Source organism: Actinosynnema sp. CA-299493 (genome assembly GCF_050946825.1).
Taxonomy (GTDB): Bacteria; Actinomycetota; Actinomycetes; order Mycobacteriales; family Pseudonocardiaceae; genus Actinosynnema.
The window spans coordinates 3,523,740-3,550,641 of sequence record NZ_CP191993.1 but is presented as its reverse complement, the minus strand read 5'-3'; the positions used below and the strand labels follow the sequence as shown (position 1 = coordinate 3,550,641).

At 76.8% G+C, this 26,902-nt stretch carries 3 protein-coding genes and 2 pseudogenes; all 5 read left to right on the top strand.

Features of this window, described 5'->3' with window-relative positions; all coding sequences use genetic code 11:
- The first annotated feature begins 33 nt into the window (after positions 1–33).
- The gene (locus ACQPYE_RS16120; protein WP_498722092.1) at positions 34–13,491 is read left to right on the top strand and encodes an SDR family NAD(P)-dependent oxidoreductase; all 13,458 of its coding nucleotides are present in this window, start codon (positions 34–36) and stop codon (positions 13,489–13,491) included.
- A 39-nt stretch (positions 13,492–13,530) separates the two neighbouring features.
- Positions 13,531–18,735: pseudogene (locus tag ACQPYE_RS16115) on the top strand (type I polyketide synthase); the annotation flags it as partial.
- Positions 18,736–18,774: 39 nt separating this feature from the next.
- A pseudogene (locus tag ACQPYE_RS16110) lies at positions 18,775–24,963 on the top strand (thioester reductase domain-containing protein); the annotation flags it as partial.
- Positions 24,963–26,534 carry an acyl-CoA carboxylase subunit beta gene (locus ACQPYE_RS16105; RefSeq protein ID WP_498722091.1) on the top strand — a complete coding sequence of 524 codons (1,572 nt, stop codon included), beginning with the start codon at positions 24,963–24,965 and terminating at the stop codon, positions 26,532–26,534. The pseudogene ACQPYE_RS16110 and the gene ACQPYE_RS16105, both read left to right, overlap by 1 nt.
- A gap of 17 nt (positions 26,535–26,551) precedes the next feature.
- Positions 26,552–26,725, top strand: coding sequence for an acyl-CoA carboxylase subunit epsilon (locus tag ACQPYE_RS16100; RefSeq protein WP_498722090.1), 174 nt, complete (start codon positions 26,552–26,554; stop codon positions 26,723–26,725).
- Positions 26,726–26,902: the final 177 nt, after the last annotated feature.

Sequence of the window (26,902 nt, the reverse complement as noted above, 5' to 3'; positions counted from 1 at the left end):
ACTAACCAGCGCTGTCGAAGGAGTGACGCGAACGTGCGCGAGGTGACGGGACAGGACGACAACACCGCTCGGGGTGCGGCAGTCGCCATCGTCGGGCTCTCCTGCCGGTTTCCCCGCGGTGGCGATCCCGAAGCGTTCTGGGGCCTGCTGACCTCGGGCGGCAGTGCGGTGGGCGACGTGCCCGACGACCGCTGGGAGTCGGCATCGGGCGACCCGGCGGTGCGGGACCGGACCGGCGCGCCGCGTTCGGGCGCGTTCCTGGACGCGGTGGCCGACTTCGACGCGGCGTTCTTCGGGCTCTCCGCGCGTGAAGCCGCCGCGACCGACCCCCAGCAGCGGCTGGTGCTGGAACTGGCCTGGGAGGCGTTGGAACGGGCCGGGATCGTCCCGGGCACGCTGCGCGACACCGCGACCGGCGTCTACATCGGTTCGCTGCGGGACGACTACACGACCCTGCTGCACGCACGCGGCGCGGACGCGATCACCCAGCACACCAACACGGGCACCCACCGGGGCCTGATCGCCAACCGGGTCTCCTACTTCCTCGGCCTGCGCGGTCCGAGCCTCACGCTGGACACCGCGCAGTCGTCGTCGCTGGTCGCCCTGCACACGGCGGCCCAGGCGCTGCGCACGGGTGAGGCCGAGCTGGCGCTGGCGGGCGGTGTCACGCTCAACCTGACCGGTGAGGGCGCGATGGGCGCGGAGGCCTTCGGCGGGTTGTCCCCGGACGGCCGTTGCTTCACCTTCGACAGCCGGGCCAACGGGTACGTGCGCGGCGAGGGCGCGGCGGTGGTCGTGCTCAAGACCCTGGAGCGCGCCGAGGCCGACGGCGACCGCGTGCTCGCGGTGATCCACGGCAGCGCGGTCAACAACGACGGCGCCACCCCCGGGCTGACCGTGCCCAGCGCGCGGGCGCAGGCGCAGGTGATCGGCACGGCGTGCCGGCGCGCGGGCATCGACCCGGCGCACGTCCAGTACGTCGAGCTGCACGGCACGGGCACGCCCGTCGGCGACCCGGTCGAGGCGGAGGCGCTCGGCGCCGCCTACGGCCGGGGACGGGACGGCGACCCGCTGCGCGTGGGCTCGGTGAAGACCAACATCGGCCACCTGGAGGGCGCGGCGGGCATCGCCGGCCTGGTGAAGGCGGTGCTGGCGATCGACCGGCGGGAGCTGCCCGCCAGCCTGAACTTCACGACGCCGAACCCGGCGATCCCGTTCGGCGAGCTGAACATCGAGGTGCAGCGCGCCACCGGCCCCTGGCCCCACCCCGACCGGCCGCTGTACGCGGGTGTCAGCTCGTTCGGCATGGGCGGCACCAACTGCCACGTCGTACTCGGCCCACCACCACGACCTGCCACCGGATCCGCGACCGGATCCGCGACCGGAGCCGCGACCGGATCAGGGTCCGGCGCGGGTGGTGGTGCGTCGGAGGAGGTTCCGTCGGCCGACATCCCCCACACCGCGCCGGCCGACGGGACCTCCGTCGACGCACCGGTCGTCAGCGTGACCGCGGTGTCCGCGCCCACCAAGGGCGCGCTGCCCGCGCAGGCCGAGGCGCTGCGCGCGGCGCTGTCGGGCGACGAGGCGCTCACCTCCACCGACGTCGCCCGGTCCACGCTGACCACCCGCACCGCGTTCCGCCACCGCGCCGCCGTGTCCGCCGCGGACCGCGACGAGCTGCTGGCGGGCCTGTCCGCCCTCGCCGACGGGGTGCCCGCGGCGAACGTGGCGACCGGGTCCGCGACCGAGGGCGGCCTGGCGTTCGTGTTCACCGGGCAAGGCGCGCAGCGGGTGGGCATGGGTGACGGGCTGGCCGCCGCGCACCCCGTGTTCGCGCGGGCCCGGGCCGAGGTGCACGCCGAGTTCGCACGGCACCTGGAGCGCCCGCTCGACGACGTGCTCGCCGACCGCACCGCGCTCGACCGCACCGAGTACACCCAGCCCGCGCTGTTCGCGTTCGAGGTGGCGCTCGTGCGGCTGCTGGCGTCCTGGGGCCTGCGCCCGGACGTGGTGGCAGGGCACTCCATCGGCGAGCTCGCCGCGGCGCACGTGGCCGGTGTGCTCACGCTGCCCGACGCGTGCGCGCTGGTCGCCGCGCGCGGCCGGCTGATGCAGGCCCTGCCCGAGGGCGGCGCGATGGTCGCCGTGGAGGCCACCGAGGAGCAGTACGCGGCGCTGCCCGCCGAGCTGACGTCCGAAGTGGACATCGCCTCGGTGAACGGCCCGCGCTCGCTGGTGGTCAGCGGCACGGTCGACGCGGTCACGGCGGTGGCCGACGTGCTGGCCGCGCGCGGCGCCCGGACCAAGCGCCTGGCCGTCGGGCACGCGTTCCACTCGCGCCACCTCGAACCCGCCCTCGACGGGTTCCGCGAGATCGCCGAGGCGACCGGCTTCCGGTCGCCGGAGATCCCGCTGGTGTCCACGGTGTCCGGCGCGGTGGCCGGTGACGAGCTGCGCACCGCCGAGTACTGGGTGGGCCAGGCGCGCCACGCGGTGCGGTTCCGCGACGCCGTGCGCGCGCTGGAGTCCCAGGGTGTCCGCACGGTGCTGGAGATCGGGCCCGCCGCCGCCTGCACGCCGATGGTCACCGAGTCCGCCGAGGCCGGGACCGTCGCGGTCGCCGCGACGCGCGCCGACCGCCCGGAGGCCGTCACCCTCGCCTCCGCGCTGGCGAAGCTGTTCGTCCGCGGTGTCGACCTGGACTGGGCGGCGGTGCACCCGGACGCCCGCACGGTCCCGCTGCCGACCTACGCGTTCCAGCGCACCCGGCACTGGGTGGACGACCTGGGCGCCGCCCGCGAGTTCACCGGCGCCCGACCCGAACCGGCACGCATCGAACAGCCACCCGCCGGGGTGCGGCAGGAAGCGCCCCGCCGTGCGGAACGCGACCTGGCCCGGTTGGTCCTCGGGCACGTCGCCGCCGTCCTGGGCCAGGCGCCCGACCAGCCGATCGAGACCGCGGCGCCGTTCCGCGACCTGGGCTTCACGTCCCTCATGGCGGTGGAGCTGCGCGACGCGCTGGCCGACGCGACCGGCCTGCCGCTGCCCGGCGGCGTCCTCTACGACCACCCCACCCCTGACCGGCTCATCGCGCACCTCGCGGCCGAGCTGGCGGGCGCGGACCAGGACGTCGAGGAGGTCGCGGCGGCCTCGGCCGACGAGCCGATCGCCGTGGTCGGCATGGCGTGCCGGCTGCCCGGCGGCGTCGGGTCGCCCGACGAGTTGTGGGACCTCCTGCTGGCCGGGCGCGACGCGATCGGCCCGTTCCCGACCGACCGGGGCTGGGACGCGACCGGCCTCGGCGGGTTCCTGGACGGCGCGGCCGACTTCGACGCCGAGTTCTTCGGCATCTCCCCGCGCGAGGCGCTGGCCATGGACCCGCAGCAGCGGCTCGTGCTGGAGACCGCGTGGGAGGCGTTGGAGCGGGCGGGGATCGCGCCCACCTCGCTGGCGGGCACGCGGACCGGCGTGTTCGTCGGCGCGACCGAGGGCGACTACGGCGCGCCGATGCACGAGGCGCCGCCCGAGGTGGCGGGCCACGTGCTGACCGGGTCGACCAACAGCGTGGTGTCCGGCCGGGTCGCCTACCGGCTCGGGCTGGCCGGTCCGGCGCTGACGGTCGACACCGCGTGCTCGTCCTCGCTGGTCGCGGTGCACCTGGCGATGCGGTCGCTGCGGTCGGGCGAGACGTCGACGGCGCTGGCCGGCGGTGTGGCCGTGCTGGCGACACCGGGCATGTTCGTCGAGTTCGACCGCCAGGGCGGCTTGGCCGCGGACGGCCGCTGCAAGCCGTTCGCGGCCGCCGCGGACGGCACCTCGTGGGCCGAGGGCGTCGGTTTCGTGGTGCTGCAACGGCTGTCGGACGCGCGCCGCGCCGGGCGCCGGGTGCTGGCCGTGCTGCGCGGCTCGGCGGTCAACTCGGACGGCGCCTCGAACGGCCTCACCGCGCCCAACGGCCCGGCGCAGCAGCGGGTCATCCGCGCCGCGCTGGCCGACGCGGGCCTGCGGCCGGCCGACGTGGACGTGGTCGAGGCGCACGGCACGGGCACCGCGCTCGGCGACCCGATCGAGGCGGGCGCCCTGCTCGCCACCTACGGCCGTGATCGCGCCACGCCCGTGCTGCTCGGCTCGCTGAAGTCCAACATCGGTCACGCCCAGGCCGCCGCCGGGGTCGCCGCGCTGATCAAGGTGGTGTTGTCGCTGCGCCACCGGGTGGTGCCGGCGACCCTGCACGTGGACGCGCCCAGCCCGCGCGTCGACTGGACCTCGGGCTCGGTCGACCTGGTCGCCGCGACGACCGACTGGCCCGCCGTGGACCGCCCGCGCCGGGCCGCGATCTCGTCGTTCGGGATCAGCGGCACCAACGCCCACCTCGTGGTGGAGTCCGCCGACGAGGACGACGAGCCCGCCCCGGCCGCTCGACCGGTCGGGCCGCTGCCGTGGGTGGTGAGCGGGATCGACGACGAGCACCTGCGGGCGCAGGCCGCCGCCGTGGCGGACGCGCCGGGCGACCCGGCCGCCGTCGGTCTCGCCCTGACCACCGCTCGGGCCGTGCTGCCGCGGCGGGCGGTCGTGGTGGGCGAGGACCGCGAGGCCCTGGCCGAGGGGATGCGGGTGGTCGCCGCCGGCCGGGTCGCGCCGAACGTGGTCACCGGCACGCCCGACGGCGGGCTGACCGCCGTGCTGTTCACCGGCCAAGGGGCGCAACGCGCGGGGATGGGGCGTGAGCTCGCCGCCGCGCACCCCGTGTTCGCCGGTGCGCTGGCCGAGGCGTGTGCCGCGTTCGACGGCCTCCTCGACGTGCCGCTGCGCGAGGTGATGTCCGCCGACGAGGACGACCCGCGCTCGGCGTTGCTGCACGAGACCCGCTACACCCAGCCCGCGCTCTTCGCGTACGAGACCGCGCTGTTCCGGCTCGCCGAGCACCACGGCCTGGTCGTCGACGCGGTGGCGGGCCACTCGATCGGCGAGTTGACCGCCGCCCACGTGGCCGGCGCGCTCACGCTGCCCGACGCGGCGGCACTCGTGGCGGCACGCGGCCGGCTGGTGCAGTCCGCGCCGCGCGGCGGTGCCATGGCGGCGATCCGCGCCTCCGAGGAGGAAGTGCTGCCCACGCTGGACGGCACCGGCGTGGTCGTCGCCGCGGTGAACGGCCCCGGTTCGGTGGTCGTCGCGGGTGACGCGGAGCGGGTGCGCGCCGTGGCCGAGGGCTGGCGGGCGCGCGAGCGGTCGGTGAAGGTGCTGCGGGTCAGCCACGCGTTCCACTCGCCGCACCTGGACGGCGTGCTCGCCGAGTTCCACGCCGTCGCGAGCGGGATCCCGTTCGCGCCGGCCCGGCTGCCCGTCGTGTCCACCGCCACCGGGCGGGTGCTCGCCGACGAGGAGCTGGCCTCCCCCGACCACTGGACGGCGCAGCTGCGCGGCACGGTCCGCTTCCTCGACGCGGTGCGCACGCTGGAGGCGGACGGTGTCACCGCGTTCGTCGAGGTCGGCCCGGACTCGGCGCTGACCGCGATGGTCGCGGAGTCCGTGCGGCGGCCCGACTCGACCGCGCTGGCCCTGGTCCGCGGCGGCCGGTCGGAGGCCGTCGCGTTCGCCGAGGGCGTGGCGCGGGCCCACGTGCTGGGCCGCACGCCTTCCCTCGCCGGGTTCTTCCCGGGCACGCGGCCGGCGGACGTGCCCGTGACGGTGCTGCGCCGCGAGCGCTTCTGGTTGGCGCCCGCGCCGCGCGGCGCGGCGGGCGTGGACACCGCCGACCACCCGTTGCTCGGCGGTGTGGTGGAGCCGGCCGGCCGGGACGAGGTGCTGCTCACCGGCTCGCTGTCGGTGGCCACGCACCCGTGGCTCGCCGGGCACCGGATCGCCGGCCGGGTGCTGGTGCCCGCGACGGCGCTGCTCGACCTGGCGGTGGCCGCCGCCGACCGGGTCGACGCGCGCGGCGTGGGCGAGCTGACCCTGACGTCACCGCTGGTGCTGCCCCCGGACGGCGCGGTGCGGGTGCAGGTGCAGGTCGGGCCGCCGTCCGCGACCGGTGACCGGCCGTTCTCGGTGCACGCCCGGGAGGGTGGCGCCTGGACCCGGTGCGCCGAGGGGTTCCTGACCGACGACCCGGGGACGGTCCCGGACATGCCGGCCGAGTGGCCGCCGCCGGGCGCCACGCCCGAGGACGTCACCGACGCCTACGACCGGTTGGCCGCGCTGGGCTACGACTACTCCGGCCCGTTCCGGGCGCTGCGCGGCGCGTGGCGGCGGGGCGACACCCTGTTCGCCGAGGTGGAGCTGCCTGCCGGCGCCACCGACGACGTCGGTCGCTTCGGGCTGCACCCGGCCCTGCTGGACGCCGCGCTGCACCCGCTGGTGCTCGATGCGGCGGGCGCCGACGGCACGGTGCGGCTGCCGTTCTCCTGGTCGCGCGCCGCGCTGCACGCGACGGGCGCCGCCCGGCTGCGGGTCCGGCTGACCACGACCGACGAGGGCGTCGAGCTGCTGGCCGTCGACCCGGCCAACACGCCGGTGCTGCACGCCGGGGCGCTGTCGCTGCTGCCCGTCCGCGCGGAGACCACCGGGGAGACCACCGAGGCGCCCACCGAGCTGCACACCGTGCGGTGGACCCCGGTGGGCCTGGTGTCGGCCGACGCGGAGCCGGTCGACGTGGTGGTGCTGCCCGCCCCGGTCGACGCCGGGGACGGCCCCGCCGCCGCGCACGCCATCACCGCCGAGGTGTTGGCCGGCGTGCGGCGGGTGCTGTCCGAAGAGGACACCCGGCTCGTGGTCACGACCCGGCGGGCGGTCGCGACCGGCGAGGGCGAGGCGGTGCCGGGACTGGCGCAGGCCGGCGTGTGGGGCCTGGTGCGCGCGGCGCAGTCCGAGTTCCCGGACCGGATCGTGCTGGTCGACCTCGACACCGAGGACACCGGAAGCCCTGAAGACGACGCCGCGGTGCGTTCGGCGCTGGCGACCGGTGAGCCGCAGGTGGCCGTCCGCGCCGGCAGGCTGCTGGTGCCGCGCCTGGCCCGCGCCACGGCGGCGCCCGACCAGCCCCGGCTCGCCGAAGGCGGCACGGTCCTGATCACGGGCGGCACGGCCGGACTGGGCGCCCTGGTGGCCCGCGAACTGGTCGCGGCGCACGGTGTCCGGCACCTGCTGCTGGCCTCGCGGCGCGGCGCCGACACACCCGGTGTCGGCGACCTGGTGGCCGAGCTGACCGGGCTGGGCGCGCACGTGCGAGTGGTCGCCGCCGACGTCGCCGACGCGTCCGCCGTGCGCGGGCTGGTCGACGGCGTCCCGGCCGAGCACCCGCTGACGGCCGTCGTGCACACCGCGGGCGTCCTGGCCGACGGCACCGTGCCGACGCTCACGCCCGAACGGCTCGCGGCCGTGCTGCGGCCCAAGGTGGACGCGGCGTGGCACCTGCACGAGGCGACCCGCCACCTGGACCTGGCCGCGTTCGTGCTGTTCTCCTCCGTCTCGGGCCTGCTGGGCACGGCGGGCCAGGCCAACTACGCCGCCGCCAACACCTGGCTGGACGCGCTCGCCGCGCACCGCGCCGCCACCGGTCTCGTCGCGTCCGCCCCCGCGTGGGGCCTGTGGGACGGCACGACCGGCATGGGCGCGGCGCTCGGCGACGCCGACGTGGCCCGGTGGGCTCGCAGCGGCATCGACCCGATCACCCCCGAGCGCGGCGCCGCCCTGCTCGGCGCCGTGCTGGGCAGTGCCGACCCGACGCCCGTGCCGGTGGTGTTCGACCCCGCCCGGTGCGCCGTCGACCCGGTGCCGCCGCTGCTGCGCGGCCTGGTCCGGCGCAGGCGCCGGGCCGCCGCCACCGGCGGGACGGCCGGTTCGGGTTGGGCCGAGCGGATGGCCGCGCTGGCGCCCGGAGCACGCCGCGACGCCGTGCTGGCCGAGGTGCTCGCGCTGACCGCCGCCGCCCTGGGCCACGCCTCGGGCGCCTCGGTCGACGCCGGCAAGGCGTTCCGCGCCCTCGGGTTCGACTCGCTGACCGGGGTGGAGCTGCGCAACAGCGTCATCGCCGCGACGGGCGTGCGGCTGTCGGCCACCGCCGTGTTCGACCACCCGAGCCCGGCCGCCCTGGCGGAGCACCTGCTCTCCCGCGTCGGCGGCACGACCACGACGGAGGTGCGGGCGACCACGTCCGCCGACGCCGACGAACCGATCGCGATCATCGGCATGGCCTGCCGCTTCCCCGGCGGTGTCGCCTCGCCGGAGGACCTGTGGAAGTTGGTGGCCGACGGCGTGGACGCCGTCTCCGGCTTCCCCGTCAACCGGGGCTGGGACCTCGACGCGCTGTACGACCCCGACCCCGACCACGTGGGCACCTCCTACACCCGCCACGGCGGTTTCCTGCACGACGCCGACCGGTTCGACCACGCGTTCTTCGGCATGTCGCCCCGCGAGGCAGCGGCCACCGACCCGCAGCAGCGGCTGCTGCTGGAGACGGCGTGGGAGACCTTCGAGAGCGCGTCGGTGGACCCGGCGACGCTGCGCGGGTCGAACACCGGCGTGTACGTCGGCGTGATGTACGACGACTACGCCTCGCGGCTGGCGGACGCGCCGGAGGAGTACGAGGGGTTCCTGCTGGCGGGCAACCTGTCCAGCGTCGTGTCCGGGCGGCTGTCCTACACCTACGGCCTGGGCGGGCCCGCCCTCACCGTGGACACGGCCTGCTCGTCGTCGCTCGTGGCGCTGCACCTGGCCGTGCAGGCGCTGCGCCGCGGCGAGACGGACCTGGCGCTGGCGGGCGGCGTGACGGTGATGTCGAGCCCCACGACGTTCGTCGAGTTCAGCCGGCAGCGGGGGCTCGCGCCCGACGGTCGGTGCAAGTCCTTCGCCGCCTCCGCCGACGGCACCGGCTGGAGCGAGGGCGTGGGGCTGCTGCTGGTGGAGCGCTTGTCCGACGCCCGGCGCAACGGGCACCAGGTGCTCGCCGTGGTGCGGGGCACCGCGGTGAACCAGGACGGCGCGTCCAACGGCCTCACCGCGCCCAACGGCCCCGCGCAGGAGCGGGTCATCCGCGCCGCGCTCGCCGACGCCGGCCTGCGACCGTCCGACGTGGACGCCGTCGAGGCGCACGGCACCGGCACCACGCTCGGCGACCCGATCGAGGCGCAGGCACTGCTCGCGACCTACGGCGCCGACCGCGACGAGCCGCTGTGGCTGGGTTCGCTGAAGTCCAACATCGGGCACGCGCAAGCGGCGGCCGGCGTCGGCGGCGTGATCAAGATGATCATGTCGATGCGGCACGGCACGCTGCCGCGCAGCCTGCACCTGGACGCGCCGTCGCCGCACGTGGACTGGGAGTCGGGCGCGGTGGCGCTGCTGGACCGGGCCCGGCCGTGGCCGGAGGTCGACCGGCCGCGGCGGGCGGGCGTGTCGTCGTTCGGCATCAGCGGCACCAACTCGCACGTGGTGCTGGAGGCCCCGCCCGAGCCGGAGCCCGTGCGCGGCGACGACTCCCCCGCCGTGGCCGCGGTGCCGTGGGTGCTCTCGGCGGCCGACGACCGGTCGTTGCGCGCCCAGGCCGCCGGGCTCGCCGGGTTCGTCGCGGGACGGGACCTCACCGGGGCGGACGTCGCGGCGGTCGGCGCGGCCCTGATGACCGGGCGCGGGCGGCTCGCCGCGCGGGCCGCCGTGGTCGGCTCCGACCAGGACTCGTTGACCGCCGGGCTGGAGGCGTTGGCGCGTGGCGAGCACGCGCCGGGGGTCGTCACGGGTTCCGACGCGCCGCGCGGGCGGCTGGCCCTGCTGTTCACCGGCCAGGGCAGCCAGCGCGCGGACATGGGCCGCGAGCTGTACGCCACGTCGCCGGTGTTCGCCGCCGCGCTCGACGACATCGGCGCCCACCTGGACCCGCTGCTGGACCGGCCGCTGAAGGACGTGCTGTTCGCGGCGCCCGACTCCGCGGACGCGGCGCTGCTGGACCAGACCGCCTACACCCAGGTCACGCTGTTCGCCGTCGAGGTGGCGCTGTTCCGGCTGCTGGAGCACCTGGGCGTGCGGCCGGACCACCTGCTGGGCCACTCGATCGGCGGTGTCGTCGCCGCGCACGTGGCCGGCGTGCTGGACCTGCCCGACGCGTGCGCGCTGGTCGCCGCGCGCGGCCGGCTGATGCAGTCGGCCCGCGACGACGGCGCGATGCTCGCCGTCGAGGCGTCCGAGGAGGAGGTGCTCGCCGACCTGGCGGACCGGGCGGGCGCGGTGGCCGTCGCCGCCGTCAACCGGCCGACCTCCACGGTGGTGTCCGGTGACGCGGCCGTCGTGGACGCGATCGGCGAGGCGTGGCGCGAGCGCGGTCGGCGGGTCAAGCGGCTGGAGGTCAGCCACGCGTTCCACTCACCGCACATGGACGGCGTGCTGACCGAGTTCGAGCGGGTCGCCGCCGGGTTGACCTGGCACGAGCCGCACATCCCGGTCGTCTCCGACACGACCGGCGAACCGGCCACCGCGGCGCAGCTCACCTCGCCCGCGTACTGGGCCGAGCACATCCGCGAGCCGGTCCGCTTCCTCGACGGCCTGCGCACCCTCGCGGCGCTGGGCGTCACCGAGTTCCTGGAACTCGGCCCGGACGGGGTGCTGACCGCGCTGGTCGACGCGTGCCTGCCGGACGGGGTCGGCAGCGCGGCGCCCGTGCTGCGGTCCGGCCGGCCCGAGGCGGAGACCGTCGCGTCGGCCGTGGCCGGGCTGTGGGTGCGGGGCGCGGACCCGGCGGCCGGCGCGCTGTTCGGCACGACGGAGCCGGTCGTGCTGCCGTCCTACGCCTTCCGGCGCGCCCGCCACTGGCTGGCGGACACCTCGACCAGGGGCGCGGGCCGGTTCGGGTTGGCCGGCACCGGTCACCCGCTGCTCGGCGCCGCCGTGCACGTCGCCGACTCCGGGACCACCGTCTACACCGGACGGTTGAGCGCGTCCCGGGACCACTGGCTCGGCGAGCACCGGGTGCGCGGCGCGGCGCTGTTGTCGGGCACCTCGTTCGCCGAGATCGCCGCCGCGATCGCGGCCGGCACCGGGACGGCGGTGGCCGAGCTGACCCTGGCCGCGCCACTGGTGCTCGGGGACGGGGCCGTGGTGGTGCAAGCGGTGCTGGGCGCGCCGGACGAGCACGGCGCACGCGCCCTGTCCGTCCACTCGCGACCGGACGGGAGTGATGACGAGTGGACCGCGCACGCCGGCGGCACCCTCGTCGGCACGAGCGGGCAGGAGCCCGATCCCGCCGCGGTGGACCGGCTCGCCCAGTGGCCGCCCGCCGGCGCGGTGGAGGTCGACCTGGCCGGGGTGTACGAGCGGCTGCCCGAGCACGGGTTCGACTACCGGGGCGCGTTCCGGGGCCTGCGCCGGGCCTTCACCGCGGACGGCGAGCTGTTCGCCGAGGTGGCGCTGCCCGAAGAGGCCGCCGACCCCCGTTTCCTGGTGCACCCGGCGTTGCTGGACGCGGCGCTGCACCCGCTGGTGCCGACCGTCGTCGACGCGGACGTGCCCGCGGTGCTGCCGTTCACCTGGTCGGGTCTGGCCGTGCACGCCACCGGCGCCCGTGAGCTGCGGGTGCGGCTGGCGGTGGAACGCACCGCCGACGGCGCCGCGTCCGTCGCGCTGACCGCCGTGGACCCGACGGGAGCACCGGTGCTGTCGGTGGCGGAGCTGACCCTGCGGCCGGCGGGCACGACGACCACCGTCGACGGGCTGCACGCCCTGCGGTGGACCACGCTGCCGTTGGACGGCGGTGACGTGGCGCGCGTCGTCGTCTCCGACCTGGCGGAACTGGACGACGTGCCCGACGCGGTGGTGCTGCCGGTGGACACCGACGTCCCCGGCGACCTGCCCGAACGGGTGCGCACGCGGCTGACCGACGTCGCCGCGGCGGTGCGGGAGTGGCTCACCGACGACCGGTACGCCCACGCGCGGCTGGTCGTGGCCACCGCCGGCGGCACCGAGGAGGACCCGGTGGCGGCGTCCGTGTGGGGCCTGGTCCGGGCCGCGCAGGCGGAGCACCCGGACCGGCTGGTGCTCGCCGAACTGCCCGACCCCCGGGCCGACGTGCTCGGGGCGGCGCTGGCGACCGGCGAGGCGCAGTTCGCCGTCCGCGACGGTGTGGTGCTCGTCCCGAGGGTGGCGCCCGCCACCGCGCCGGCCGGCCGGGAACCGCGATCCACCGCCCACGACGACGCGGCAGAGGTGTGGTCCGGCGGGTCCGTGCTGATCACCGGTGGCACCGGCACGTTGGGCGCGGTGCTGGCCCGGCACCTGGCCGTCGAGCACGGCGCGGACGACCTCGTGCTGGTCAGCAGGCGCGGCCCGGAGGCGCCGGGCGCGGCGGAACTGGTCGCCGAGCTGGCCGCGGCGGGTGCGCGGGCCCGCGTGGTGGCGTGCGACGTGTCCGACCGGGAGGCCGCCGCCGCGCTGGTCGCGGACCTGCCGGACCTGCGGGCCGTGGTGCACACGGCGGGCGTGCTGGACGACGCCGTGCTCACCTCGATGCGGCCCGAGCAGCTCACGGGTGTGCTGCGGCCCAAGGTGGACGCGGCGTGGCACCTGCACGAGCTGACCCGGGACCGGGAGCTGGCGGCGTTCGTCCTGTACTCGTCGGTCGCGGGCTGGTTGGGCACGGCCGGGCAGGCGGCGTACGCGGCGGCCAACACCGCGCTGGACGCCCTGGCCAGGCTGCGGCGCGGCGCCGGGTTGCCCGCCACGTCCCTCGCGTGGGGCCTGTGGGCGCAGGGCAGCGAGCTGACCGGCGACCTGACCGACGTGGACGTGCGCAGGCTCGCGTCCATCGGGCTCGAACCGTTGGCCTCGGCGCAGGCCATGGCGCTCTTCGACGCCGCCCTGGCGCTCGACGACCCGGCCGTGGCCGTGACCAGGTTGGACGCCGCACGGCTGCGCGGGCCGAAGGAGGGCCTGCCCGCCGTGCTGCGCGGACGGCCCCGGCCCGTGCGCAAGGCCGTCGCGACCGCTACGACCGGCGCCCGGTCCCTGCCCGAACGGCTCGCCGGGCTGGACGCGGGTGAGCGGCTGCGGGTGCTGACCGACCTGGTCCGCGGCGAGGTGGCGGGCGTGCTCGGGCACTCCGGCACGGGCGCGGTCACCGACCGGTCGCCGTTCACCGCGCTCGGGTTCGACTCGCTGACCGTGGTGGAGCTGCGCAACCGCCTCGCCGGCGCCACCGGCCTGCGGCTGCCCACCACGCTGGTGTTCGACCACCCGACCCCGGCGGAACTGGCCGCGCACCTGGCGACCCTGGTCGCGCCGGACGACACCGGCGCACCGGGCGGGTCGCTCGCGGTGGCCGACGCGGTGGACCTGCTCGCCGACGCGGTGGCCGCCGCGCCCGACGCGCTGGACCCGGACCTGGCCGAACGGCTGCGGGCGCTGCTGCGCGCCGCCGAACCGGTCCCCGCGACAGGGCCGGACCTCGACTCCGCCTCCGACGACGACCTGTTCGCCCTCGTCGACGGCCTCGACCAACCGACCCGCAACTGAGCACCCACGAAGGAGCGAAGAGACGTGGCAGACGAGGGCAAGCTGCGGGAGTACCTCAAACGGGCGATCGCGGACGCGCAGGACGCCAAGGCGAGGCTGCGGGCGGTCGAGGAGGGCGCCCGGGAGCCGATCGCCATCGTGTCCGCGGCGTGCCGCTACCCCGGCGGCGTCCGCACCCCGGAGCAGTTGTGGGAGCTGGCGGACGCCGGCGTGGACGCGGTGTCGCCGTTCCCGGAGGACCGGGGCTGGCCGCTGGCCGACCTGCTCGACGGCAGCGGGCGGCCGGGCACGTCCAGCGCGGGCGAGGGCGGGTTCCTGCACGACGCGGACCTGTTCGACGCGGAGCTGTTCGGCATGTCGCCGCGCGAGGCGCTGGCCGCCGACCCGCAGCAGCGGCTGCTGCTGGAGACCGCGTGGGAGGCGTTCGAACGGGCCGGGCTGGCGCCGGAGTCGCTGCGCGGCTCGCGGACGGGCCTGTTCACCGGGGTGATGTACAGCGACTACGGCGCGCGCCCCGGCCTGCCGCCGGAGGAGTTCGAGGGCTACCTGTTCAGCGGGAGCGCGGGCAGCATCGCGTGCGGCCGGGTGGCGTACCGGTTCGGGCTGGAGGGCCCGGCGATCAGCGTGGACACCGCGTGCTCGTCGTCGCTGGTCGCGCTGCACCTGGCGGCGCAGGCGCTGCGGCGCGGTGAGTGCGACCTGGCGCTCGCGGGCGGTGTGACGGTGATGTCGACGCCGGTGGCGTTCGTGGAGTTCTCCCGCCTCGGCGGGCTGGCACCCGACGGCCGGTGCCGGTCGTTCTCGGCGGACGCGGGCGGCACGGGCTGGTCCGAGGGCGTGGGTCTGCTGCTGCTCAAGCGGTTGGGCGACGCCCGGCGCGACGGCGACCGGGTGCTCGCCGTGCTGCGCGGGTCGGCGGTGAACTCCGACGGCGCGTCCAACGGCCTGACCGCGCCCAACGGCCGGGCGCAGGAGCGGGTGATCCGCGCCGCGCTCGCCGACGCGGGCCTGCGACCGTCCGATGTGGACGCCGTCGAGGCGCACGGCACCGGTACCACGCTCGGCGACCCGATCGAGGCCAACGCGCTGGCCGCCACCTACGGCGCGCAGCGCGAGGGCCGGCCGCTGCTGCTGGGTTCGCTGAAGTCCAACATCGGGCACGCGCAGGCGGCGGCCGGCGTCGGCGGCGTGATCAAGGTGGTCGAGTCGATCCGCCGGGGCGTGCTGCCCGGCACCCTGCACGCGGAGTCCCCGACGCCGCACGTGGACTGGGAGACCTCGGGCCTGAGCCTGCTGCGGGGCAGCACCGCGTGGCCGGAGACCGGCGCGCCCCGCCGGGCCGGGGTGTCGTCGTTCGGTTTCGGCGGCACCAACGCGCACGTGATCATCGAGCAGGCCCCGGACGCCGACCCGGCCCCCGCCGGCGACGTGCGCGGTCACGCCGTGCTGCCGTGGGTGTTCTCCGGCGGCACGCCCGCCGCGCTGACCGGTCAGGCGAAGGCCGTCGTGGCGGCCGTGGAGGCGGGGCTGGACCCGCTGGACGTCGCCGCCGCGCTGGCCACCACCCGGTCCGCGTTGGCGCACCGCGCGGCCGTCGTCGCGGCGGACCCCGCGGACCTGCTGCGCGCGGCGACCGCGCTGGCCGAGGGCGGCGACGCCCCGGAGCTGACGCGGGGCGAGCGAGGTGACGGCGGCGTGGCGTTCCTGTTCACCGGGCAGGGCGCGCAGCGCGTCGGCATGGGCGCGCGGCTGGCCGAGGAGCACCCCGGTTTCCGCGCCGCCCTGGACGAGGTGTGCGACCTGCTGGACCCGCACCTGTCCGCGCCGCTGCGCGAGGTGATGGCCGACCCGGAACGCCTGGACCGCACGGAGTTCGCGCAGCCCGCGCTGTTCGCGGTCGAAGTCGCGCTCGTGCGCCTGCTCGCGGCCCGGGGTGTCACCCCCGCCGCCGTCGCGGGCCACTCGCTGGGCGAGATCACCGCCGCGCACGTGGCGGGCGTGCTGTCGTTGGCCGACGCGGCGGAGCTGGTCGCCGCGCGCGGCAGGCTGATGCAGGCGGCCACGCCGGGCGGGGCGATGGTGGCGCTGGCCGTGCCCGAAGAGGTGGTGGCGCCGTTGCTCGCCGATCGGCCCGGTGTCGACCTGGCGGCGGTCAACGGCCCGGCGGCGGTGGTCGTCTCCGGCGACGCGGACGCCGTGCACGGCCTCGCCGACGAGCTGAGGGCGGCCGGCCACCGCACCAAGGCGTTGACCGTGAGCCACGCGTTCCACTCCGCGCACATGGACTCCGCGCTGCCCGCGCTGCGGGAGGTCGTGGCGGGACTGGCGTTCGACCGGCCGCGCATCCCCGTGGTGTCCACGGTGACCGGCACGCCGGTCGAGACCGAGTGGCAGGACCCGGAGTACTGGGTGGGCCAGGTCCGGCAGCCGGTGCGGTTCGGCGCGGCGGTGTCCGCGTTGGTCGCCTCGGGCTTCACCACCATGGTCGAGGTGGGACCGGACGCCGTGCTCGCACCGGCCGCGCGGTCCGCCGACGTCGACGCGGTGGCGGCGCTGCGGGCCGACCGCCCCGAGGACGAGGCCTTCGTCGCCGCGCTGGCCGAACTGCACGTGCGCGGGGTCGCCGTGGACTGGACGGCGCACTTCGCGGGCTCGGGCGCCCGCCGGGTGTCCCTGCCGACCTACGCCTTCGACCGCCGCCGCTACTGGCTGGACCCGCTGCCCGGCACGCTGCCCGGCACGCGGCGCGGCGCGGCGGGCGTGGACCACCCGGTGCTGGTGGACGCGCACCCGGTCGCGGGCACCGACGAGTGGCTGTTCACCGGCGCGATCCCGGCCGGTGGCGAACCGGCGGACCGGGTGTTCGCGGTCGCCGACGCCGTGCTGCGCTCGGGGGTGGCGCTGGAGTACCCGCGCGTCCGGGTGCTGGACCTGGTCGGGTCGCCGGAGGAGGGAGCCCCGCTCCAGGTCCGCGTCGGCGGCGCCGAGCCGGACGGCGGGCGGCCGGTCACGGTGCACGTCGACGCCGGCGGCGAGTGGACCGCCCTGGGCGCGGGCGTGCTGGACCGGATCGAGGAGTCGCTGCCCGACGTGTCCGGCACGACGGTCGAGGTCGCCGCCGGGGCCGACCCGCGCTGGCTGGTGGACCCGGCGGTGTGGCGGGCCGCGTTCGCCGACCTGCTGCCCGGACGCGTGCCGCTGCGCTGGCGTGACCTGCGCGCCGGCAAGGACGACGCGCCGACCACGGCCGTCGTCGGCCCGGCCGGCGACGTCGGTGGCACGGGCGGCGACGTCGGTGGCACGGGCGGCGACGTCGGTGGCACGGGCGAGCTCGGCGCCGACCACATCGGTGGAGTCGGTGCGCGTCCGGTCGGTGTGCTGTTCGACTCGGGTGCGACGGCGGTGGTCACGCTGGTGGACGCCGGGACCGCCGACGTCGCCGCGACCGCCGCCCGCGCGCTGCGGATCGTCGACTGGACCGGGTACGCGCTGCCCGCCCCCGTGGCGGGTGACGTGGTGGCGGTCGGCGAGCCGGTTGACGGGCTGCCGCACTTGGGCGGGTTGTCGGAGGTCGGCACGACGGCGAGCGCCGTGGTGCTGACCGTGCCCAGGACGTCCGCCGACGGGCCCGTCGACCAGTCCGCCGACGCCCACGACCGCGTCGGCGCGGTGCTCGACGCCCTGCACGCGTGGCTCGGCGACGAGCGGTTCGCGGGCACGAGGCTGCTGGTGCGCACCACGGGCGCCGTCGCCGCGCGGCCCGGTGAGCACGTCTCCCCCGCCGAAGCCGCCGTGTGGGGCCTGGTGCGGTCCGCGCAGTCCGAGGAGCCGGGCCGCGTGGTCCTCGTCGACGGACCGGCCGACACGGAGGCGCTGCGGGCGTTGGCCGGGGGTGGTGAGGAGCAGGTCGCGCTGCGCGACGGCGTCGCGTTCGTGCCGAGGCTCGTGCCCGCCGGCCGCGGCGAACCGGCTTCCTGGGACACCGACGGCGTCACCGTCGTCTACGGCGGCACGGGCGCGCTCGGTTCGCTCGTCGCCCGCCACCTGGTCACCGAGCACGGCGTGCGGCGCCTGCTGCTGCTCAACCGCCGGGGCGCCGACCCCGCCGACCTCGTCGCGCAGCTGGCCGAACTGGGCGCGACGGCCCGGGTCGTGGCGTGCGACGGCGCCGACCGCGCGTCCCTGGAGGCCGCGCTGGCGGTGGCCGAGCGCCCGGTCACCGCCGTGGTGCACGCCGCCAACGCGCTGACCACCGCCACGGTCGCCACACTGGACCGCGCCGCGCTGGACGCCGCGCTGCGCCCCGGCGCGGACGCCGCCTGGCACCTGCACGAGCTGGTCGGCGACGCGACCCGGTTCGTGCTGTTCTCCTCGGTCACCGCCGTGCTGGGCGCCCCGGCGCACGGCGCGTACGCGGCGGCCAACGCCTTCCTGGACGGGCTCGCCGAGCACCGCCGGGCACTGGGCCTGCCCGCCACCTCCATCGCCTGGGGTGGCTGGGACCGGGGGGTGACCGCCGGGCTCGACCAGGCCGTGCGGACCCGGTTCGCCGAGGACGGGTTGCGGGAGGTCGACGCGGCGGAGGGCCTGGCCCTGTTCGACGCCGCCCTGGCCACCGGTGCCGCCGCGGTCGTCGCCACCCCGCTGGACGTGCTCGCCGCCCGGTCGCGGCCGCGGGTGCCGGTCGTGCTGCGCACCGGCACGAGCGCGCCCGCCGCGCCCGGGGACCTGGCCGGTCGCCTGGCCGGCCTGGACGCCGCCGACCGGCGCGCGGTCGTGCTGGACGTGGTGCGCCGGGCGGCGGCCGGCGCCCTCGGGCACGCCGACCCGCGGGCCGTCCCCGCCGACCGGCCGCTGACCGACCTGGGCATCACCTCGCTCAGCGCGATCGACCTGCGCAACCGGCTGGGCGCGGCGGCGGGCGTCACGCTGTCCGCCACCGTGGTGTTCGACCACCCGACGGCCGCCGCGCTCGCCGACCACCTGCTGGAGCGGTTCCCGGCCGACGACGCGCGCCGGACCGTGCTGGACGAACTGGACGAGCTGGACGCGGTGCTCGACGGCGTCCCGAGCCAGGACGAGCGGCGCGCGGTGATCACCACCCGGTTGCGCACCACCCTGTCCCGCTGGCTGGCCGCCGGGGACGGGCCCACCGAGGACGAACCGGCCGCCGACCTGGACGACGCCTCCACCGACGAGCTGTTCGCGTTCATCGACCGCGAACTCGACAGCCCGCTCGGCTGACCCGACGAGGAGTGCAACCCCGTGAACGAGCAGGAGAAGGCCGTCCACTACCTGAAGCGGGTGACGGCCGACCTGAAGCGGGCCAAGGCCCGCATCGCCGAACTGGAGGCGGGCGACCGCGAGGCGGTGGCGATCGTCGGCATGGCCTGCCGGTTCCCCGGCGGCGTGCGCTCGCCGGAGGACCTGTGGTCGCTGGTCTCGGCCGGCCGGGACGCGATCTCGGAGTTCCCCGCCGATCGCGGCTGGGACCTGGAGCGCCTCTACGACACCGACCCGACCGCGCCCGGCACGTCCTACACCCGCCACGGCGGCTTCCTGGACGGCGCGGGCGAGTTCGACGCGGAGTTCTTCGGGATCTCACCGCGCGAGGCGCTGGCCATGGACCCCCAGCAGCGGGTGCTGCTGGAGACGTCGTGGGAGGTGTTCGAGCGGGCCGGGATCGATCCCACCGCGCTGCGCGGCGCGCCGGTCGGGGTGTTCGCCGGGCTGGTGGAGCAGAGCTACCTCGGCACCGCGGGCCCCGCCGAGCTGGAGGGCTACCTGCTGACGGGCAAGCTCGGCAGCGTCGCGTCGGGCCGGGTCGCGTACTCGTTCGGGTTCACCGGTCCGGCGATCACCGTGGACACGGCGTGCTCGTCGTCGCTGGTGGCGATCCACCTGGCGGCCGAGTCGCTGCGGCGCGGCGAGTCGGTGCTCGCGGTGGCGGGCGGCGCGACGATCACCGCCACGCCCGGCGGGTTCATCGACTTCTCCCGGCAGCGCGGCCTCGCGCCGGACGGGCGGTCCAAGTCGTTCGCCGCCGCCGCCGACGGCACGTCGTGGTCCGAGGGCGTGGGCGTGGTCCTGCTGGAACGGCTGTCCGACGCGCGGCGCAACGGGCACGAGGTGCTCGCCGTGCTGCGCGGGTCGGCGGTCAACCAGGACGGGGCGTCCAACGGCCTCACCGCGCCGAACGGGCCGTCGCAGGAGGAGGTGATCCGCCGGGCGCTGGCCGACGCGCGGCTCTCGCCGGCCGAGGTGGACCTGGTGGAGGCGCACGGCACCGGCACCCGGCTGGGCGACCCGATCGAGGCGCACGCCCTGCTGGCCACCTACGGCCGCAAGCGCGACCGGCCGCTGTGGCTGGGTTCGCTGAAGTCCAACCTGGGCCACTCGGTGGCCGCCGCCGGCGTCGGCGGGGTGATCAAGGCGGTGCTGGCGATCCGGCACGGGCGGATGCCGCGCACGCTGCACGTCGACGCGCCGTCCCCGCTCGTCGACTGGACGTCGGGCGCGGTGGAGCTGCTCACCGAGGAGCGCGCGTGGCCGCGGACCGGTGCGCCGCGCCGGGCGGGCGTGTCGGCGTTCGGCGTGAGCGGCACCAACGCCCACGTGATCCTGGAGCAGGCCCCGCCCGTCGAGGACCGGGCCGAGCCGACGCCGCCCGCGCCGTCCGGGACGCAGCCGGGCGCCGTGCCGTGGGTGTTGTCGGCGCGGTCGCCGCAGGCCGTGCGGGACGCCGCCGCGCGGCTGCTGGAGGTGACCGCGGACGCGCACCCGCTGGACGTGGCGCACGCCCTGGGCACCCGCCGGGCGGCGCTGGAGCACCGTGCCGTGGTGACCGGGCACGGGCCCGCCGAGCTGCGGGCCGGGCTGCGGGCGCTGGCCGAGGGCACCGCGCCGGTCACCGCCGTGCCCGCGCCGGGGCGCACCGCGTTCCTGTTCACCGGCCAGGGTTCGCAGCGGGTCGGGATGGCGCTGGCGCTGGGCCAGGACTTCCCGGCGTTCGGCGCGGCGTTCGACGCGGTGTGCGCCGAGCTGGACAAGCACCTGGCACGGCCGTTGCGGGAGGTCATCGGGACCGGCGAGGGACTGGCGCGCACCGAGTACGCCCAGCCGGCGCTGTTCGCGGTGGAGGTGGCGCTGTTCCGGCTGCTGGAGGCGTCCGGCGTCCGGCCGGACCTGCTCGCGGGCCACTCGGTCGGCGAGCTGGTGGCGGCGCACGTGTCCGGGGTGCTCACCCTGCCGGACGCCGCGACCCTGGTCGCCGCGCGCGGCCGGGTGATGCAGTCGCTGCCCGACCACGGCGCCATGGTCGCGCTGGCCGCGGGCGAGGACGAGGTCCGCGCCCTGGTCGACGGGACGACGGTCGACATCGCGGCGGTCAACGCGCCGGACTCGGTGGTGGTGTCCGGCGACGAGCGGGCCGTGCTGGCGCTGGCCGACCGGTTCGCCGCCGAGGGCAGGCGCACCAGGCGGCTGGAAGTCGGCCACGCGTTCCACTCCCCCCACGTGGACGGCGTGGCGGAGGAGTTCGCGGCGGTGTGCGAAGGGGTGTCGTTCGGCGAGCCGACGATCCCGATCGTCTCCACGCTGACCGGTCGGCCGGTGGACGCGGCGACGCTGGGGAGCGCGGACTACTGGACCCGCCACATGCGCTCGGCGGTGCGGTTCGCCGACGCCGTGCGGACGTTGGCCGAGCGCGGCGCGACCGTGTTCGTCGAACTCGGGCCGGACGCGGTGCTCACCCCGCTGGTGTCACGCGTGCTCGACGGCCCGCACACCGCCATCGCCTCGCTGCGCCGGGACGGTGACGACGCGCTGGCGGTGTCCGACCTCGTGGGCGCGCTGTTCCTGGCCGGCGTCGTGCCGGACTGGTCGGCGATGCTCGGCGAGCACCGGCCGCGCCCGGTGGCGCTGCCGACCTACCCGTTCCAGCGCACCCGGTACTGGGTGGACGCGGGCCCGTCCGACCCGGGCGACCTGGGGCTGGCGGCCGTCGGCCACCCGCTGCTGGGCACCGCGCTGACGGTCGCGGACCAGGACGAGGCGCTGTTCACGGCACTGGTGTCGGCCCGCACCCACCCGTGGCTGACCGACGGCGACACGGCCCTGGTCGAGCTGGCGGTGGCGGCGGGCGACCAGTTCGGCTGCACGACGCTGGACCGCCTCACCGTGGACGCGCCGCTCGCGCCGCCCGCGCACGGGTCGCTCCAGCTCCAGGTCCGGGTGGGCGCGCCCGACGAGGACGGCCGCCGCGAGCTGACCGTCCACTCGCGACCGGACGGCGTGGCGGCGGCGTGGGTGCGGCACGCGGCGGGCGTGGTGGCGGTGCGGGCGGTCCGGCCCGTCGAGGCGACGCCGTGGCCGCCGGAGGACGCCGAGCCGTTGGCCTCCAACGACCCGGTGGTCGTCGCCGCGTGGCGGCGGGGCGCCGAGGTGTTCGCCGAACTGGCCACGACCCCGCCGGCGGGCGTCGTGCTGGACCCGGCGCTGCTGGCCGCCGCCGTCCGGCTGACCGCGCCCGGCCTGGCCGACACGTGGTCGGGGGTGCGCGTGCGCGCGGCGGGCGCGTCGACCGTCCGGGCCCGGATCACCCGGTCGGCCGAGGGCACCGGCCTGGTGCTGACCGACCCGGCCGGCGTGGTGGTGGCCACCGTCGACGCGGTGTCCACCCGACCCGACACCATCGCTCCCGCCGAGCGCGGCGGCGGCGCGCTGTTCGAGACGGTGTGGACGCCGGTCGTCGTGGACGACGCCCCCGCGCTGCGCTGGGGCACGCCGGGCGTCGACCCGTCCACCGTGGACGCCGTGGTGCTGCGCGTCGACGCGGTGGGTGGCGACCCGGCCGCGGCGACGCACGAGGTCACGGCCCTGGTGCTGGAGCGGTTGCGCGCCTGGCTGACCGACGACCGCACCACCGGCGTCCCGCTCGTGGTGGCCACCAGCGGCGCGGTCGGCGAGGGGGTGACCGACCTGCCCGGCGCCGCCGTGTGGGGCCTGGTCCGCTCGGCGCAGTCGGAGGCGCCCGGCCGGATCTTGCTGGTCGACGTCGAACCCGACGCACCGGGCACGGCGTTGGACGCGGCGGTGGCGTCCGGCGAACCGCAGGTGCTGCTGCGCGGCGGGCGGGTGCGCGTGCCCCGGTTGCGGCCGGTGGCGCCGATCCACGACCACCCGGACGTCAGCGAGGGCACCGTGCTGATGACGGGCGGCACGGGCTCGCTCGGTTCGCTGTTCGCCCGCCACCTGGTCGTCGAGCACGGCGTCCGGCGCCTGCTGCTGCTCAGCAGGCGCGGCGCGGACGCCGACGGCGCGCGGGAACTGGTGGCGGACCTGTCCGACCTCGGCGCGGAGGTCACGGTCGCCGCGTGCGACGTGTCCGACCGCGCCGACCTGGCCGCCCGGCTCGCCGAGATCCCGGCCGCGCACCCGTTGACCGCGGTCGTGCACATGGCGGCCGTCAACGACGACGGCCTGGTCACGAACCTGACCGCCGACCGGCTGGCGGCGGTGCTGCGGCCCAAGGTGGACGCGGCGTGGCACCTGCACGAGCTGACCGCCGGGCTGGACCTCGCCGGGTTCGTGCTGTTCTCCTCCATCGCGGCCCTCGCCGGCGGCCCCGGCCAGGCCAACTACGCGGCGGCCAACTCGTTCCTCGACGGCCTCGCGGCGCTGCGCGCGTCCCGAGGCCTCGCCGGGACGTCGGTGGCGTGGGGCCTGTGGGACCGGGCCGGCGGCCTGACCGGCGAGCTGACCGACGTGGACCGCAAGCGCATCGCGGCCGGCGGCTTCCGGCCCGTGACCACCGAACGCGGTCCGGCGCTGCTGGACGCGGCGCTGGGCACCGGGGTCGCCGCGGTGGTGGCCGCACCGGTCGACCTGAACCCCCTGCGCACCGCGACGGACGTGCCCGTCGTGCTGCGCGGCCTGCTGCGCACCACCGCCCGCCCGGCCGCGCGGGACACCGAGGTCGGGCCGTCGTTCGCCGACCTGGGCGCCCTGCCCGCGGACGAACGGGCCGCCGCGCTGCTCACCCTCGTGCTGACGCAGGTGGGCGAGGTGCTCGGGCTGGGCTCGACCGACGCGTCGCTCGCCGACCGGCCGCTGCCCGAGCTCGGCTTCGACTCGCTGACCTCGGTCGAGCTGCGCAACCGGCTGAGCGCGGTCACCGGTCGCACCCTGCCCGCCACGGTGGCCTTCGACCACCCCACGGCCGCGCGGCTGGCCGCCTTCCTCGGCGACGGCCTGGCCGAGGACGCGCCCGAGGACACCGGGCCGGACTTCGCCGCCGACGCCCGCCTGCCCGAGGACGTCCGCCCCTCGTCCACCGTGGTGGACGGTCCGCCGAGGGAGGTGCTGCTGACCGGCGCCACCGGGTTCCTCGGCGCGTTCCTGCTGCGGGACCTGCTGCGCCGCACGCCCGCCGACGTCGTGCACTGCCTGGTGCGGGCCGACGACGCCGAGCACGGCCGGCGGCGACTGGCGGAGGCACTGGCCTGGTTCCGGCTCACCGGGGACGTGGACCTGTCCCGGGTCCGGGTGCACGCGGGCGACCTCGCGGAGCCCGGTCTCGGCCTGCCCGACGACGTCTTCGACGAGCTGGCGCGCACGGTCGACGTCGTCTACCACGCGGGCGCCTCGGTGCACTGGCTGCACCCGTACGAGACGCTGCGCGCGGCCAACGTCGGCGGCACCACCGAGGTGCTCCGGTTGGCTGCCCGCCACCGCACCGTGCCGGTGCACGTGGTGTCCACGGTCGGGGTGTTCGCCGGACGCGCCGCGCACGGCGGCCCGACCCGCGTGGACGACCCGACCGGTCCGCCGCGACAGCTGCCCAGCGGCTACCTGCGCACCAAGTGGGTGGCCGAGCAGCTCGTGGCGCAGGCGCGGGAACGCGGCCTGCCCGTGTCGGTGTACCGGGTCGACGTGGTCAGCGGCGACCAGCGGACCGGCGCCTGCCAGACCCGCGACTTCGTCTGGCTGAGCATCAAGGGCCTCATCCAGGCGCGGGCCGTGCCCGAGGGGCTGCGCGCGCCGATCCGGCTGCTGCCCGTGGACTACGTCAGCGCGGCCGTCGTGGAGCTCGGCAACCGGGGCGCGGGCGGCACCTACCACCTGCACAACGAGTCCGCCATGGACCTCGCGGAGTTCGTGGACCGGCTGCGGGCCGCCGGGTACGAGTTCGACGTGGTCGACCGGGACACCTGGCGCGACCGGGTCCGCGCCGACCGGGACAACGCGCTGGTCCCGCTGCTGCACGCGTTCGAGCTGATGACCGACGACCCGGAGGGCTTCTACCCGGCCATGGACGTCTCGGGCACCGAGCGCGACCTGACCGGCTCCGGGGTCGTGTGCCCGGCTCTCGGCGCGGAGCTGTTCGACACCTACGTCCGGTTCTTCATCGACGCGGGCTGGTTCCCCACACCCAGCGGGACGCCCGCCGCAACCACGAACAGGGGCGCGTGATGACCACCACCGAGCCGAAACCGAGCATGCTCGCGCGGATCGCCGAGCTGCGCGAGGCCTCGGCCGCCGCCGTCGACGGACCGTCGGCCAAGGCGACCGAGGCGCAGCACGCGCGCGGCAAGCTGACCGTCCGGGAGCGCATCGACCTGCTGCTCGACCCGGGCACGTTCCACGAGATCGAGCGGTTCCGCACCCACCGCTCGACCTCGTTCGGGTTGGAGGACCGCCGTCCGCCCACCGACGGCGTGGTCACCGGCTGGGGCCTGGTCGAGGGCAGGCAGGTGTTCCTCTACGCCCACGACTTCCGCATCTTCGGCGGCTCGCTGGGCGAGGCGCACGCGGAGAAGATCCACAAGGTGATGGACCTGGCGGTGTCCGCGGGCGCGCCGCTGGTGAGCCTGAGCGACGGCGCGGGCGCCCGCATCCAGGAGGGCGTCACGGCGCTCGCCGGGTACGGCGGGATCTTCAGCCGCAACGTCCGGTCGTCGGGGGTGATCCCGCAGATCAGCGTGATCCTCGGGCCGTGCGCGGGCGGCGCCACCTACTCGCCGGCGCTGACGGACTTCGTGTTCATGGTCGAGGGCATCTCCCAGATGTACATCACCGGCCCGGACGTGGTGCGCGCGGTGACCGGCGAGGACATCACCCACGACCGGCTCGGCGGCGCGGCGGTGCACGGCTCGGTGTCGGGCGCCGCGCACTTCGTGTACCAGGACGAGGTCGAGTGCCTGGCCGAGGTCCGCCACCTGATCACCCTGCTGCCGGCGAACAACCGGGAGGAGCCGCCCGCCGTGCCGCCGTCCGACCCGGCCGACCGCGCCACCGCCGAGCTGCTCGACATCGTCCCGGCCGACCCGTCGAGCGCCTACGACATGCGCCGCGTGGTCGAGTCCATCGTGGACGACGGCGACCTGTTCGAGGTGCACCGGACGTGGGCGACGAACGTGCTGTGCGGCCTGGCCCGCATCGACGGGCACGTGGTGGGCGTGGTGGCGAACCAGCCGGCGGCGCTCGCGGGTGTGCTGGACATCCACGCGGCGGAGAAGGCGGCGCGCTTCGTGCAGACCTGCGACGCGTTCAGCATCCCGCTGGTGACGCTGGTCGACGTCCCGGGCTTCCTGCCGGGCAGCGACCAGGAGCACGGCGGGATCATCCGCCACGGCGCGAAGCTGCTCTACGCCTACTGCAACGCCACCGTCCCGCGCGTGCAGGTCATCCTGCGCAAGGCGTACGGCGGCGCGTACATCGTGATGGACTCCCGCTCGATCGGCTGCGACCTGTCGTTCGCCTGGCCTACCAACGAGATCGCGGTGATGGGCGCGGCCGGCGCGGCGAACGTGGTGTTCCGCAAGGAGATCGCGGCGGCCCGCGACCCGGAGGCGGCCCGCGACCAGAAGATCAAGCAGTACGAGCAGGAGCTGATGCACCCGTACTACGCGGCCGAACGGGGCTTGGTGGACGACGTGATCGACCCGGCGGACACCAGGCGGGTGCTGGCGGACGGCCTGGCCATGCTGCGCCGCAAGACCCGGGCCCTGCCGCTGCGCAAGCACGGCAACCCGCCCTACTGATCCCCGGAGGCGCTCAGATGACGACACCGCTGTTCCGCGTGCTGAAGGGCGATCCCACGGCGGAGGAACTGGCCGCCCTCACCGTCGTGCTGCTGGCGACGACCCCCGCCGCCCCACCCGTGCCCGAACCGCGCCGGCCGACGTGGTGGGAGACGAGGGGGTACGCGGTGCCCACCGCCTGGTCCCGCTGACCGTGCCGGGGTGGTCGGCCCCGCGGTCCGGGGCCGACACCGGCGACCCAGGGCGGGAGTTTTTCCGGTAACGCTCCCAGAACTGCGGTGCAGCCGCGTTACGCCATGCGGTCGCCCACCAGTGCGGACGATCAGCTCATCGCCGACCTGCCACGGCGTTCGACGACGCCCGGCGCC